The sequence below is a fragment of the Halomonas sp. hl-4 genome, assembly GCF_900215475.1.
In the GTDB taxonomy this organism is placed as follows: domain Bacteria; phylum Pseudomonadota; class Gammaproteobacteria; order Pseudomonadales; family Halomonadaceae; genus Vreelandella.
Genome location: NZ_LT907845.1, coordinates 2583155 through 2596819 on the forward strand (window position 1 = coordinate 2583155; position 13665 = coordinate 2596819).

Here is a 13665-nt window from a genome sequence, read left to right on the forward strand (position 1 = left end):
GACCTTACCAACAACACGACAGTGTATCTTGCACGATCATTAAACAAAGGGAGTTTCCTTATGCGTAAACCTGAACTTGCAGCCGCCATTGCCGAAAATGCCGACCTGTCCAAAGACAAAGCGGGCCAAGTACTTAACGTGATTCTCGATGAAATCACTAACAGCGTGTCCAAAGGCGAAGACGTTGCCCTGATTGGCTTTGGTACCTTTACCGTTCGCGAGCGTGCCGCCCGTACCGGTAAAAACCCGCAAACCGGCGCGCCGCTGCAGATTCCTGCCAGTAAAAATGTCGCCTTCAAGCCGGGCAAAGCGCTTAAGGACGCTGTTTCTTAATGAAGCTCAAACTGACGCTGTGGCTATTGGGCTTACTGCTCAAACGTGCCCTGCGCCGCAAGCCGCGCTTTCGTGAACAACTTGAGCGAATGCGCGGCTTGGACTGGGGCATTGCCACAGAGGATTTGGGTACTGCCCGCCATTACCGGATGACGCCAACCAGCATCACCACGGGTAAAGGCCTGCCGATCGACTTGGACCTTGAACTGCGCTTTCGCAACGATGATGCGGCGTTACGCATCCTCAAAAAGCCAACGCAGCAAGCCTTCCTCGATGGCATGATTAACGGCGAGGTACGCTTGGTAGGCGACTCCGCCGATATGAACAAGCTGCAGAAACTGCTTAAGTATTTGTAGTTACCCGACAGACTGAGCGGAGGTGGCGCTTTAGCGATGGATATACCTCATCAGCGCTTAGTGTACTTTCGCGTTACCCTGGAGTCTGGTTCAGTGCGCCGTGCAGCGGCGCGCTTGGACATTGCTCCCTCGGCGGTTAGCAGGCAAATTGCGCTGCTGGAAGAAGCCTTGGGAGCCACCCTCATGGAGCGTCAGCGCGACGGCATTTCGCCTACCCCGGTAGGCGAAATGCTGCTTGAGTACTGCGAACGTCGCGGTGCCCTTGATGAAGGCTTTATTGCGTCTCTTGAATCCTACCAGCGTCTGGAGACCGGAAGAATATCGCTCACCGTCGGTGAAGGGTTCGTCAGTGATTTAGTGGCGTCCCCGCTACATGAGTTCACCCAGCTTTACGCGGGTATCCAGCTCGATATTCATATCGCTGGCACCTCGGGCATTATTGAAGCCGTGGTCGATGATCACAGCCATATCGGCTTAATGTTCCACGAAAGAACCCATCCTCAACTGCGTTTCTGGGCTTCCAGCCCACAGCCATTAATGGCCATCCTGTCACCGCAGCATGCCTTGGCCAACCAGCCTGCGCCGCTCTCTCTCGATCAACTGAGCGCCGAGCCCATGGCGATGTGGGATACCAGCCACGGGGTGCGCCAAATGGTCGATCAGGCCTTTCAGCAAGCGCGCATTGCCCCTCATCTGGCAATGAACACTAACTCCATGGTGGTACTGGCACAGTAAGTGCGCAGTGGCATGGGCATTACCCTGCTACCCGCCTTTGCCGTCGCCCACGATTTAGAGCTTGGCACGTTAGTGGCGCGCCCAGTAGATAATCCGCTTTTTCAGCGCTCCCAAGCCCACATGGTCACCCGTGTAGGTCGCCAACAGCCCAAGGCGTGCATCCTATTGCTGCGCCATTTGCAGCGCTGGATGCAGGCTTTTCGAGAACCCGGCCCGGTAAGCGATCAACCAACGCCACTGCCGTAACCAAACGCCACGCTGGCCTCTGTTGCGGTTTCCACCCAAACGCTTTGCGGCACCGTATATTCGCGCAGGCCATCCAAGCCGCTGGAGCGGCCAAAGCCGCTTTCGCCAAAGCCACCAAACGGCGACATCACGCTGATCGCCTTGTAGCTATTGATCCACACCGTGCCAGCCCGCAACTGACCGGTGACGCGATGCGCCCGCGCGACGTCCTGGCTCCAAACGGCGCCAGCCAAACCAAACCGCGTCTCATTGGCGAGTTGAATAGCCTCGGCTTCATCGTCAAAGGCCATGGCCACCAGCACCGGGCCGAACACCTCTTGCTGGGCAATCTCCATATCCGGCGTTACATCGACCAGTACGGTAGGGGCGATAAAATAGCCCTGAGCCTCGTCAGGTAACCCCTCTGGTCGTTTACCGCCCGTTAACAACGTTGCGCCAGCGGCTACCGCCGCATCAATCATGCGGGTGACCTGCTCAAATTGGCGGCGATTCTGCAGCGGCCCCATCCGGGTCGCCTCATCGCTGGGCAGGCCCACCGCAATCTGCTCAGCCGCCCGTGCTAAACGAGTGGTGACCTGCTCAAACACTCCGCGCTCAATCAATAAGCGCGACCCTGCCACACAGCTCTGGCCAGCGGCGGCAAAAATCGCTGCTTGGGCCCCTGTCACCGCTTCGTCCAGCTTGGCGTCGGCAAACACAATATTGGCCGATTTCCCACCCAGCTCTAACACGCTGGGCACCAACCGCCGCGCGCCCGCCTCGGCAATCATGCGGCCACTCTGGGGAGAACCCACGAATACCAATTTGCTGATAGCGGGATGGTCGGTTAGCGCTGCACCGGTCGTTTTGCCCAGCCCGTTGACGATATTGATCAGCCCCTTCGGCAACCCGCCGCCTTCCAGCAGCTTGGCGATCACCACCGAGGAGAACGGGGTTAACTCAGAAGGCTTCAATACGGCGGCGTTGCCTGCGGCAATGGCCGGGGCCAGCTGCCAGGCGCAGGTGAACATCGGCGCGTTCCAGGGGGTAATTTGCCCCACCACGCCGTAAGGAACGTGGCGCACATAGTTAAGGTGCGAGGTAGGCACCGGAATCACTTCGCCATGCTGTTTATCGCACCAGCCTGCGTAGTACTCGAACATCTCGCGCACTTTGCCGACTTCAGCGCGGCAGTCGCGAATCGGCTTACCGGCAACGACACTTTCCAACTGCGCCAGCGCCTCTTCATGGCCCTCCAGGCCGCGTATAGCGGTATTCATGCGTCGGCCGCGCTCGCTGGCGGTTAGCGCCATCCATTCGCGCTGCCCACGCTCAGCGGCTTGGGCGGCACGCTCAATCAACCCAGCACCCCCATCGCGATAGCTCACCAGCGTTTCGCCGGTGGCAGGGTTAATTAGGGTGATCGCTTCCCCCTCTCCCGCGACAAACTCACCGTTTATCCAGTTACTCAGCGGCGTGGCAGCGGCTAATCCGAAACCTTCGAGCAGTTCGGTAAGATGATCACTGGCGTGTTGGCTGAGTGCGTTCATTGGTTGCCCTCCGCTTGAGTAGCACGCGCTAAAATCGGCGTGGTGATGTGGTTGAAGTCGTCGCTATCGGCGGGGTGATCAGCGTTCCCGTGCCAGGCATCGACCACGGCTTGTAACAGCGGCAGTGGAATACCCAGTTGCTCAGCGGCATCCCGCGCCAGACGCAGGTCTTTACGCATCAAGCCGGTGGTAAAGCCTGAGTCGAAACGTTCACTTAGCACCCACTCGGGGAAATTCACTTCGCTAACCGCGCTGCGTCCGGAGCCACTATTGAGCCCCGCCAAACAGGCGGCGGGTTCAACGCCCGCCTTGGCTGCCATGGCGACTGCCTCTGCGGTGGTCAGCAAGTGCGCCGCACACAGGTAATTATTAGCGAGCTTAACCACATGGCCACTGCCTGGGCCGCCCACATGGTTGCGCTTGGCGGACATGGCTTCCAGCATCGGCATCACCCGCTTGATGGTGGCTTCATCGCCGCCCAACAGCATCCCTAGCTTGCCGCTGGCCGCGCCTTTTGGCCCACCGCTGACCGGGGCATCCAGCCACCCAAGGCCCGCTGCGATGACGTTTTCAGCCAGTTCGCGACTAACCTGAGGATCACTTGTCGATGTATCCACTATCACACTGTCTTTCGGCGCTAAGGTGAGTAAGCCCGGTGATTGCTCGATCACCTCGCGCACATGGGCGGAAGTCGGCAGCGACAGCAGGTACACATCGCTTGCAGGCAGTTCTTCGGGCGCCACGACGGGTAACCCTTGGGTAGCGAGGCGTGACCGCGCCTGCTCAAATACATCGCTACCTGTTACTGCAAACCCTGCTGCTTTAAGGGTGAGCGCCATATTGCCGCCCATCTGCCCCAGCCCGATGACTGTAATGGTTAAAGACATTCTAAAACTCCCTACAGCGCTTTTTGGGTAACGAAACGCCGTGTTCGGTGTTGATATTTGGCGTAGACGCTCCCCTACCCATTGGGCATCAGAGAGCGAATAACGCTTGTAGCTAAGAAAAGGGTAACGATTTAGACGAGCAGTGCGCTTACCAGCTCCACCCAGTAGCGTGTGCCTAGCGGCAATAGTGCGTCGTTAAAGTCATAGCGCGGGTTGTGCAGCGACGCGGACGCCTCGCCGTTGCCCATCCAAATATAGGCACCTGGGCGCTCGGCAAGTAGAAACGAGAAATCTTCCGAAGCCATACTCGGCGGCGGGTTGCGGATCACGTTGCCACTGCCCAGTAAATTTTCCAGCACCGAGGCGCACTGCTGGGCGTGTTCAGGGGTATTGATAGTGGCGGGATAGCAGCGCTGGTAGTCAAGCTCAACGGTTAAGCCGTGAAACTCCGCCAAGCTGGCAATCGCCTGCTTAAAGCGTGCCTCCAGGTGCTCTTTAAGCGCCATATCAAAACAGCGCAGCGTGCCGCGCAGCGCCACCTGTTCGGGAATCACGTTAAACGTATCCCCCGCGTTAATGCTGGTGAAACTGAGTACTGCCGATTTATCCGGGGGCGTCTCGCGGCTCACCAGCCCCTGCAACTGGCTGATCAGTTGGCAGCTCGCCAATACCGTATCAGTCCCTAAGTGTGGCATCGCTGCGTGGCAGCCTTTGCCGGTCAGCGTCAGGTTAAAGATGTCGAAAGCAGCCATCACGTCGGTATCGTGCACTGCGGCAACGCCCACGGACAGGCCCGGCCAGTTGTGCAGGCCGTACACGGCGTCCATGGGAAAGCGCTCAAACAGGCCTTCTTCGACCATCACCCGCCCACCGCCGGCGTTCTCTTCGGCGGGCTGAAAGATAAACACCACACGCCCTTTGAAATCCGGCTGCTGCTTTAACGCCCAGGCGGCGCCCAATAGCATGGTGGTGTGGCCATCATGGCCGCAGGCGTGCATCTTGCCAGGCGTCTTGGAGGCGTAGGCAAGCGCCGTCTCTTCGCGAATATCCAGGGCGTCGATATCGGCCCGCAGGCCGATGGTTTTACCTTCCCCCAAACGGCCATCCAAGGCCGCCACTACGCCGGTACCGGCAATATTGGAGGTCACCTCAAAGCCCCACTCGCTCAACAGTGCGGCGATGCGCGCGCTGGTGCGGTGCTCCTCAAAGGCGGTTTCCGGGTGTTGGTGAAAATCGTGGCGCCAGGCGATTAGCGCTTCATTCTCCGGTAAGTTTACTGAAGCAGTCATCGTCTTGTCCTTAAAGCATCACGTGAGCAACAACGGCAGAGCCGATAAAGGTGCCGGTGAAGACCAGCAGGGCCACAATGACCAGCTTCCAGCCGGTTTGCTTGAACATGGCGAACTCACGGCCGGTCAGCGCCAGCCCGGCGTAGGCCAGTACTGGTGTGACCACCGCAAGAAAGTCCACTTCGGCCAATCGGGCGATTATCCAGCCGTTACCCGGAAAAAAGGGCAGCGTCGCGATAATGCTCACCAGCGACACCCAGGCCACGCTGGGTAGGTAAAATGGGCAAAACCGGCCAATCACCAAACCGATAATGACCATCACATACAGAATCAGCATGCCGGGCAGCGCGTCTAACAGCGGCGAACCGTTGACGATATTGCTAAACCAAGCAGCGATACACACGGCGGCCAGTACCAAAGCCGTTTTACCGAGCTGGTTTTCCGGGCGCAGCTCTTTCAGCGCTTCGGCATCAAACTGATCGACCGTGCTCTCATGAGTTTTCATGGCTAACCTCCTGACGCGAACCTTTTAAGCGCTTGTACATCCACTCGGTCACCGGTAGCGCAATAAACAGCGACACATACAGACCGGTGGCGTAAGTGAGCAGGTTGCTCGCGCCTGCAAAGGCGAGCAGCTCATCCTTGGATGCCGGTGCCGCTTCGGCCAACGCAGCCGAACACGCCGCCACCATACTGCCACTGCCCACCCCACAGGCCATGGCCAAAGCACGAATATCGAGAATATCCAGTGAGGCGATATAGCCCGCCATTAAAGCAAAGTAGAGCGTACCGAACATGGTGCCCACGACGTAAACGCCCATAATGCCGATACCCTCAGGACTTCTTAGCCCATAACGATCTGAAATAATGGCAATATTGGGTTCACGGGCGATAGAGTAGGTAGCCCCAATCGCTTCCCGGCCCATCTTAAGGACTAAGACAGCAAAGGGCAGCGCGATCAGCATAGTACCGAGGTTACCCAACTCCTGGAGTATCAGCGCGGGGCCTGCCTCGATGATCTGCTCAATGGCGGGGCCAATGGTAGAACCGAATTTGGCTATAAAGGGCAGTATGGCGATTAGAATGATCGGGCCTGCGGCATTGCTGACCGGCTTGGGAATGACCTTGCCCATGGCCGAAAAAAGGTGGGGGTTGAACAGTACGCCAATCACAAAGGCGTAAAGCAGCGGTAGTAACAGCAGCGTTCCAGGCCCAAGGGGAATACGCACGATGCCGATCCACTCGGCAAACATTGACGTCACGATCACCGTAAGGTGCAGACGCCAATCCAGCAGCAGTTTGAGGTCCATAGGAGTGTCCTTGTTTTTTTAGAGTCACTCCGAGTATCGAAAGGTTACTGTTTCAATCATAGGGCTTTAGTGCGCTATTTTTTAGAACACTCAAACGTTGAGCGCCAAGGTAGCGACATCCAACGGCTACACACTTATACTAAAGTCTAACAATCATCCATAAGAGCCTCTATGCCCATAGCATTACCGCTGCGCCGTCTTTGGACACTGGATAAATTCGCCTATAGCCTACGCGTTTTTATCGCGTTCAGTGGTGCGCTGCTGCTTAGCGCTCTACTGGGCGATGTCGCGCTGGTCATTCCGCTTTTCTTGGGCATTATCGCCAGCGCGTTGTCGGAAACCGATGACAGCTGGGAGGGGCGCTTTCAGGCTCTGTTGGTGACGCTTGCCTGCTTTGCTTCGGCGTCGTTCATCGTGCAGTGGCTGTTTCCCTGGCCGTGGCTGTTTGCCTTGGGGCTGGCGGTTTCTACCTTTACCCTGATCATGCTCGGGGCCATTGGCCAACGCTACGCCACCATCGCCTCTGGCACGCTGATCCTGTCGATCTACTCGATGATCAATATCGAGCAGCACGGCGGGATGGATGAAGATGTCGCCTACCGCCAACTTCTACTGCTGGCGGGAGCTGCCTGGTACGGCGTCATTTCGATCATCTGGTGTGCGCTTTTTTCGCGCCAGCCGCTCAAGCAAAGCATGGCGCGGGTGTATAAGGCGCTGGGCGAGTTTTTGATTTTGAAGTCGGCACTGTTTGAGCCAGTACGCGACGTGGATGTCGAAGCACGTCGTGTGGCCCTGGCACACCAGAACGGTAAGGTGGTGGGCGCGCTTAACCAAGCCAAAGAGATGATTTTTCGCCGACTGGAGGGCCAACGGGGTAATCGCAAGCTCAACCGGTATCTACGCATCTATTTTATTGCCCAGGATATCCACGAGCGGGCAAGTTCAACTCACTACCCGTATAGCGCCTTAACCGATGCGTTTTTCCACCATGACGTGCTTTTTCGCTGCCAGCGACTCCTGGATCAGCAGGGCCGCGCCTGCCGTCAGTTAGCCAAGTCACTACTGCTCAATCGCCCGTTTGGTCACGAACAAAGCGAGCAGGCCCTGGCCGATTTGCGCGCCTCAATTGATAACCTTAGCGACCGGGGAAAACCCGAGTGGCAGCCGCTCATGCGACCCCTCAACGCCTTGGCCGACAACCTGACCACCCTTGAAGCCCAGATTGCCAGCGCGCATAACCCGGATGCCAAGGACGAACGCCGCGATAGCGCCTTGTATGACCGCTCGCCGTCCAGTCTGTGGGAAGCGTGGAAACGCGTGCGGCTTAATTTACATCTGGGCTCGCCCACCTTTCGCCATGCCGTACGGCTCAGTGCTGCGCTGGTTACCGGGTACGGCTTACTGCACTGGCTCAATCCGGATCAGGGCTTCTGGATATTGTTGACCACGCTTTTTGTTTGCCGGCCCAACTTTGCCACTACTCGGCGGTTTCTCTCCCAGCGGATTGTCGGCACGGTGCTGGGGTTGGTGGTCGGCTGGGCGTCGATTAGCCTGTTTCCTCACCCATTGGTACAAAGCATAATCGCCGTGGCGGCGGGGGTATCGTTCTTTGCCAACCGCGAAAAACACTACGTCCTGGCGACTGCCTCAATCACCCTGCTGGTGCTGTGCAGTTTTAATCAGGTGGGTGATGGCTTCGATCTTATCTGGCCACGCTTATTCGATACGCTGATTGGCGCGATGATTGCGGGCCTGGCAGTGTTTTTTATTCTTCCCGATTGGCAAGGGCGGCGGCTTAACCGCGAGGCCGCGCACGTGCTGACCAACCATCGCCGCTACCTGGAAGAAATCATTCATCAGTACGAAACGGGCAAGCAGGACGATTTAGCGTATCGCCTGGCCCGCCGCAACGCCCACAATGCCGATGCGGCGTTGTCCACGCTGCTGACTAATATGCTGCACGAGCCGGGGCATTACCGTAAACAGGATGCCGATAACGGCCTGCGCTTTTTAGTACTGTCCAACACCTTATTGAGCCACCTTTCCGCGCTGGGCGCGCACCGCCACCAGCTAGCCGACGATGAGGACGACTCAGCACTGGTGCCAGCCGCCAAGCGCATGTGCGAATTGCTCGACCAGCTTGCCGAGCAGTTGCGTAATCGTCAGCCGATCACCCCGCTGTCAGCCCAGGCCGAGGCGTTAATCGCGCAGCTCGATGAGCAAGGCTCGGCTACAGCGGAGCAAAACGCCGTCACGCGTTACCGGCCAATCCAAAGCCAGCTACGCCTTATCGCCCACCAGTTGGCGCCGCTAGGGGAGTCGGCTAGCCGACTGATCAGCACACCTGACCCGAGTGCATAACTCACACCGACGCTAAACCTGCCCATATCGCCCGGCAGCTTCGCCTAGCCAACGGCGCACCAGCACGGTGGTGATGTCCTTGTTGCCCTGCAGTGCCTTTGCCAGCGCGGTAACTTGATCCAGCAGGTCGCCGTCACGCTCCAGATCGGCAACTTTCATCTGCGCAAGGCCGGTTTGGCGGGTGCCGAGCACCTCGCCGGGGCCGCGGATCTCCAGGTCTTTCTCGGCGATGCGAAAGCCGTCGGTGGTCTCGCGCATCACCGCCAAACGCTGCCGGGAGGTTTTGGACAGCGGCGGGTGGTAGAGCAGCACACAGAAACTCTCGGTGCTGCCGCGCCCTACACGGCCGCGCAACTGATGAAGCTGAGAAAGCCCTAGCCGCTCGGGATTTTCGATAATCATCAGGCTAGCGTTGGGTACGTCTACACCCACTTCAATGACCGTGGTGGCGACCAGTAAATCCAGCTCGCCTTGTTGAAAAGCCGCCATCACCTCGGCTTTTTCACCGGACTTCATGCGCCCGTGCACCAAGCCTATCGCCAGCTCCGGCAGCGCGTCGGTGAGTTCGTCGCGGGTCACTTCCGCCGCCTGGCACTGCAGCGCTTCGGACTCTTCGATCAGCGTGCACACCCAGTAGGCCTGGCGGCCCTCACTGCAGGCACGGCGAATACGTTCCACCACTTCGGGGCGACGCTCGTCGGAGACCACGACGGTTTTCACCGGCGTGCGCCCTGGGGGCAGCTCGTCGATCACCGAGACATCCAAATCCGCGTAGGCGCTCATGGCCAGCGTGCGGGGTATCGGCGTGGCGGTCATGATCAACTGGTGAGGGGTAAGCCCGCCTGCTTCGCCTTTTTCACGCAGCGCCAGGCGCTGATGCACGCCGAAACGGTGCTGCTCGTCGATAATCGCCAGCCCTAGGCACTGGAAATGGACATCGTCCTGGAACAGCGCGTGGGTGCCGACCACCATGCGCGCGCGTCCATCGGCAATCGCCGCCTTGGTATCCAGCCGTGCCTTGCCTTTGAGCTTGCCGGACAGCCACGCTACTTCGATGCCCAGCGGTTCGAACCAGGCTTTAAACGAGCGGTAATGCTGCTCGGCGAGGATTTCCGTGGGCGCCATGATTGCCGCCTGGCAGTTGCCCGCCAGCGCCGACAGCGCCGCCATGGCAGCAACCACGGTCTTCCCTGACCCCACATCGCCCTGAACCAGCCGCAACATCGGGGCAGGACGGGCCAGGTCCAACGCAATCTCTTCAAGCACCCGCCCTTGGGCGCTGGTCAAGGCAAAGGGCAACTGGGCTAAAAAGCGCGCCTGAAGGTTTCTCCCGCTGGGCAGTTCGGGGGCGCCATCCGCCTGAATGCGTAACCGCACCTCGCGCAGGCTTAGCTGGTGGGCCAACAGTTCTTCCAGCGCCAAACGCCGCGTCGCCGGATGGTGGCCGTGGGTGAGCTGTTCCAGGTCGGCCTCTGGCGGCGGCTGGTGGAGAAGTTTCAGGCTGGCGTGAAGCCCAGGTAGCTTGAAGCGCTGGCGCAGGGCGTCAGGAATAACGTCAGGCAGCGCCTCGGGTTGTGCGTCCAATAGACCCAGCGCCTGTTGGGTCAACGCGCGCAACCGCGTTTGATGCAACCCCTCGGTGGTCGGGTAAATCGGCGTAAAGTACTCATCAACCGGGGTTTCGCTGCCGCCGCTTAGCCGGTACTCAGGGTGATAAATCTCCAGCCCCGTGGCCCCGGCGCGCGCTTCGCCAAATGCACGCACGGTGGCTCCCGGGCGCAGCTGTTGCTGCTGGGCGGGCGAGAAGTGGAAAAAACGCAGGCTTAAAATGCCGCTGTTATCGCGCAGCCGCACCAGCAAGCTGCGCCGACGCCCCTTCACCACGTCGCAGGCGGTGACGTCGCCTTCAATCACCGCCTCGCTGCCAGCGCGCAGCTCACCGATAGGTGTTAGTCGGGTGCGGTCTTGATAACGCAGCGGTAAATGAAACAGCAGGTCGCTAACCTGCTCAATGCCTAATCTGGCCAGCTTCAAGGCTAGCGCTTCGCCAACGCCTTTAAGCGCCGTGACTGGTTCCGAAAGCGCCGTCATGACCCTGCCGTCGCCGCCTTGGCCGGCTGACGGCACTGGCTGATCGCATTCACCAGCGCATCAATGGCTTTGGGACGGGGAAAGCTGGCCCGCCAGGCAATCGCCACCGTCCGCGAGGGCGCGGGGCCGACAAAGGGGCGGCTGATCAGCATGGCGTTTTCATATTGATCCATGCCCAGCGCTGACTGTGGCAGCACGGTGATGCCCAGCTTGGAGGCCACCATATGTCGGATGGTTTCTAGCGACCCTCCTTCGGCGATTAACGTGTTGTTGGGGTTGTTGAGTTTTTGGGTAATCGCCGGGCAGGCTTCCAATAGCTGATCGCGGAAGCAATGGCCCTCGCCCAACAGTAATAGACGTTCTTCTAATAGCTCTTCTTTATGGATCGCTTCCCGCGCTTCCCAACGATGCTTGGCGGGCATCAGCACTTCAAAGGTTTCATCGTAAATCGGCTTGGTCACCACGTCGGTTTCGGTAAACGGCAACGCCACGATAATCACATCCAGTTCGCCGTTGCGCAGCTTGGTACGCAGCGCGCCGGTCAGCCCTTCTTCAATGTACAAGGGCATCTGCGGTGCGGCCTTGGCCAGTTGGGGAACCAAGTGCGGAAACAGATAGGGCCCGATGGTGTAAATGGCCCCGATGCGTAGCGGATTAGCGAGCTGATCCTTACCGGCACTGGCCATGTCAAAGATCAGGCTACTCTGCTCAAGTACGCGCTGCGCCTGAGCGATGATCTTTTCACCCAGCGGGGTCACTTGGACCGTCGCCTTGGAACGCTCAAACAATGGCGTTTCTAGCTCATCTTCTAGCTTTTTGACGGCCACCGACAGCGTTGGCTGGGAAACATGGCAGCGTTCAGCAGCGCGGCCAAAGTGGCGTTCTTGGGCAAGGGTTACGATGTAGCGAAGTTCTGTTAAAGTCATAGTGGTGCCGGTGGCATCCTCTCGTAGCAGCTTGTGACTAACGATCGTGACAATTAGCGGGAAGGAAAAGGACAGGCAAGCCCTGCTGACGATGTCGTCTCTACTATTGCTTTCTCTTAAGGAATTGTAGATCAGGGACTTTGTATCTAATAGGGATTATTTATCAATAGGAGTGAGCAAGGTGACGCTAACGGTACTGATTATTGGCTGTGGCGATATTGGCATCACGCTAGGCCGCGAACTGCTCAGCGAAGGACATCGCGTGATTGGCGTTCGCCGCCAAGTCAACGCATTGCAAGATACCGGCATCGAGCCCTTAGCCCTGGACTTGAATACGCTTGAGGATGCCGACGCCAGCGCGCTTCCCGAGGTGGATTACGTCGTTTACACGGTGAGCGCGGACCACTTTGAAGAAAGCGCCTACCAAAGTGCCTACCCCGAAGGCTTGAAGCGGGTGCTGAGCGTTTTGGAGCAACACGCCACCCCGCCGCGCCGCGTGTTTTTTGTCTCTTCCACCAGCGTCTACGGCCAGCAGGAAGGCGAGGTCGTCAACGAAGAAAGCCCTACCGAGCCAACCAGCTTCTCCGGCACGCTGATGTGCCAAGCCGAGCAAGCGCTGATCAATCACCCGCTGCCCGGCACCGTGGTGCGTTTTTCGGGCATTTACGGCCCCGGCCGTGACCGACTCATTCATCAGGTTGCCGAAGGCCGATTATCCTCGGTGACGCCGGTGATCTATTCCAACCGCATTCATCGCGACGACTGTACCGGCATTTTGGCCCATCTGATCCACTGCCAGGAAAAAGGCCAGCCTTTGGCTGATCTTTACCTGGGCAGCGATTGCGAGCCGGTCACAATGCATAACGTGATGGCCTGGATCGCCAAGCAGCTTAAGGTAGAGTCCACCGATACCATGCAGTCACCATTGCGTCGGCGTACCAGCAAGCGCTGCGACAATCGGCGGATCCTCGACACCGGCTATCAATTCCGCTACCCAACCTTCCGTGAAGGCTACGCTCAGGTGTTGAAAGAAGGCGGTTTTTGGCGCGTGCAAAAAGTATAACCCCCCACCCACGCATTCAGCGCACTTCCATCAGCGAGCACTCGGCTCGCTGATGGTAAGTATTATCAAGTCTTAATCGCCAATCACCATGACGGCTTCGGCTTCTACCTGACTACCTTTCGGCAAGGCTTTAACGCCCACCGCGGCGCGAGCTGGAAACGGCATTGAAAAGAACTCTTCCATTACCTTGTTCACAATCGCGAAATTATCTAAATCGACCAGGTAGAGGTTCAGCTTGACGACATCGCCCAGCGTGCCGGCGGCTTCTTCACATACCGCCTGTAAATTGGTAAACACTTGACGTGCCTGCATTTCGAAATCGTCGGAGACGATCTCCATGGTGGCCGGGTCGAGGGGAATCTGGCCCGACAGATACACGGTATTGCCTGCCTTAATCGCCTGAGAGTAAGGGCCGATAGCGGCGGGAGCTTTTTCAGTGTTGATAACAGCTTTGTTGCTCATTGGATGTCATGCTCCTTGATGCGTTAAATGTTCATGTTGATGGCCCCTGCCATAGCTTACGCTAGCCAGCCTTGGGC

Annotated in this window: 12 protein-coding genes and 1 pseudogene; 5 read left to right on the forward strand and 8 right to left on the reverse strand. The window is 58.3% G+C overall.

Annotated elements, in window-relative coordinates; translation table 11 throughout:
- The first annotated feature begins 60 nt into the window (after positions 1–60).
- From CPH17_RS12225 to CPH17_RS12235, 3 genes and pseudogenes are all read left to right on the forward strand, one after another.
- Positions 61–333 carry an HU family DNA-binding protein gene (locus tag CPH17_RS12225; protein WP_066316486.1) on the forward strand — a complete coding sequence of 91 codons (273 nt, stop codon included), beginning with the start codon at positions 61–63 and terminating at the stop codon, positions 331–333.
- Positions 333–689 (forward strand): hypothetical protein, encoded by a 357-nt coding sequence (locus CPH17_RS12230; protein ID WP_074398210.1) that lies wholly within the window; start codon positions 333–335, stop codon positions 687–689. Before CPH17_RS12225 ends, CPH17_RS12230 begins: the two co-directional genes overlap by 1 nt.
- A gap of 36 nt (positions 690–725) precedes the next feature.
- A pseudogene (locus tag CPH17_RS12235) lies at positions 726–1670 on the forward strand (LysR family transcriptional regulator).
- On the opposite strand, the gene CPH17_RS12240 reads toward CPH17_RS12235, so the two are convergent.
- The 5 genes from CPH17_RS12240 to CPH17_RS12260 form a co-directional block, all read right to left on the reverse strand.
- Complete coding sequence (locus tag CPH17_RS12240) at positions 1649–3199, reverse strand: aldehyde dehydrogenase family protein (RefSeq protein ID WP_096299689.1); 1551 nt, start codon at positions 3197–3199, stop codon at positions 1649–1651. The pseudogene CPH17_RS12235 and the gene CPH17_RS12240 overlap by 22 nt on opposite strands.
- Positions 3196–4086 carry an NAD(P)-dependent oxidoreductase gene (locus CPH17_RS12245; RefSeq protein ID WP_074398204.1) on the reverse strand — a complete coding sequence of 297 codons (891 nt, stop codon included), beginning with the start codon at positions 4084–4086 and terminating at the stop codon, positions 3196–3198. The genes CPH17_RS12240 and CPH17_RS12245 overlap by 4 nt, the downstream gene beginning before the upstream one ends.
- Before the next feature lie 131 nt (positions 4087–4217).
- On the reverse strand, positions 4218–5375 hold the full coding sequence (locus CPH17_RS12250; protein WP_074398199.1) for a M20 aminoacylase family protein: 1158 nt from the start codon (positions 5373–5375) through the stop codon (positions 4218–4220).
- A gap of 10 nt (positions 5376–5385) precedes the next feature.
- Positions 5386–5880 (reverse strand): hypothetical protein, encoded by a 495-nt coding sequence (locus CPH17_RS12255; protein WP_082934300.1) that lies wholly within the window; start codon positions 5878–5880, stop codon positions 5386–5388.
- On the reverse strand, positions 5867–6685 hold the full coding sequence (locus CPH17_RS12260; RefSeq protein ID WP_096299691.1) for a DUF3100 domain-containing protein: 819 nt from the start codon (positions 6683–6685) through the stop codon (positions 5867–5869). The genes CPH17_RS12255 and CPH17_RS12260 overlap by 14 nt, the downstream gene beginning before the upstream one ends.
- A 171-nt stretch (positions 6686–6856) precedes the next feature.
- Here CPH17_RS12260 and yccS point away from each other — a divergent pair, with 171 nt between their 5' ends.
- Positions 6857–9046 (forward strand): YccS family putative transporter, encoded by a 2190-nt coding sequence (gene yccS, locus CPH17_RS12265; RefSeq protein WP_074398195.1) that lies wholly within the window; start codon positions 6857–6859, stop codon positions 9044–9046.
- A gap of 12 nt (positions 9047–9058) precedes the next feature.
- Here yccS and recG read toward each other — a convergent pair whose 3' ends face one another.
- Positions 9059–11137, reverse strand: a complete 2079-nt coding sequence (recG, locus tag CPH17_RS12270; protein ID WP_074398194.1) for an ATP-dependent DNA helicase RecG — start codon at positions 11135–11137, stop codon at positions 9059–9061.
- Positions 11134–12063 (reverse strand): hydrogen peroxide-inducible genes activator, encoded by a 930-nt coding sequence (locus tag CPH17_RS12275; protein WP_074398192.1) that lies wholly within the window; start codon positions 12061–12063, stop codon positions 11134–11136. The genes recG and CPH17_RS12275 overlap by 4 nt, the downstream gene beginning before the upstream one ends.
- 181 nt (positions 12064–12244) lie before the next feature.
- On the opposite strand from CPH17_RS12275, the gene CPH17_RS12280 reads away from it, so the two are divergent.
- A complete protein-coding gene (locus CPH17_RS12280; protein WP_074398191.1) occupies positions 12245–13126 on the forward strand; it encodes an SDR family oxidoreductase in 882 nt (293 codons plus the stop codon).
- Positions 13127–13198: 72 nt separating this feature from the next.
- On the opposite strand, the gene CPH17_RS12285 is transcribed toward CPH17_RS12280, so the two are convergent.
- Positions 13199–13588 (reverse strand): RidA family protein, encoded by a 390-nt coding sequence (locus CPH17_RS12285; protein ID WP_096299694.1) that lies wholly within the window; start codon positions 13586–13588, stop codon positions 13199–13201.
- Positions 13589–13665 lie beyond the last annotated feature (77 nt).

Coding starts and splice junctions, on each gene's coding strand:
- CPH17_RS12250 (WP_074398199.1), bottom strand. CDS start 5,375: ATGACTGCTTCAGTAAACTTACCGGAGAATGAAGCGCTAATCGCCTGG.
- CPH17_RS12285 (WP_096299694.1), bottom strand. CDS start 13,588: ATGAGCAACAAAGCTGTTATCAACACTGAAAAAGCTCCCGCCGCTATC.
- CPH17_RS12275 (WP_074398192.1), bottom strand. CDS start 12,063: ATGACTTTAACAGAACTTCGCTACATCGTAACCCTTGCCCAAGAACGC.
- yccS (WP_074398195.1), top strand. CDS start 6,857: ATGCCCATAGCATTACCGCTGCGCCGTCTTTGGACACTGGATAAATTC.
- CPH17_RS12245 (WP_074398204.1), bottom strand. CDS start 4,086: ATGTCTTTAACCATTACAGTCATCGGGCTGGGGCAGATGGGCGGCAAT.
- CPH17_RS12255 (WP_082934300.1), bottom strand. CDS start 5,880: ATGAAAACTCATGAGAGCACGGTCGATCAGTTTGATGCCGAAGCGCTG.
- CPH17_RS12225 (WP_066316486.1), top strand. CDS start 61: ATGCGTAAACCTGAACTTGCAGCCGCCATTGCCGAAAATGCCGACCTG.
- CPH17_RS12260 (WP_096299691.1), bottom strand. CDS start 6,685: ATGGACCTCAAACTGCTGCTGGATTGGCGTCTGCACCTTACGGTGATC.
- CPH17_RS12230 (WP_074398210.1), top strand. CDS start 333: ATGAAGCTCAAACTGACGCTGTGGCTATTGGGCTTACTGCTCAAACGT.
- recG (WP_074398194.1), bottom strand. CDS start 11,137: ATGACGGCGCTTTCGGAACCAGTCACGGCGCTTAAAGGCGTTGGCGAA.
- CPH17_RS12240 (WP_096299689.1), bottom strand. CDS start 3,199: ATGAACGCACTCAGCCAACACGCCAGTGATCATCTTACCGAACTGCTC.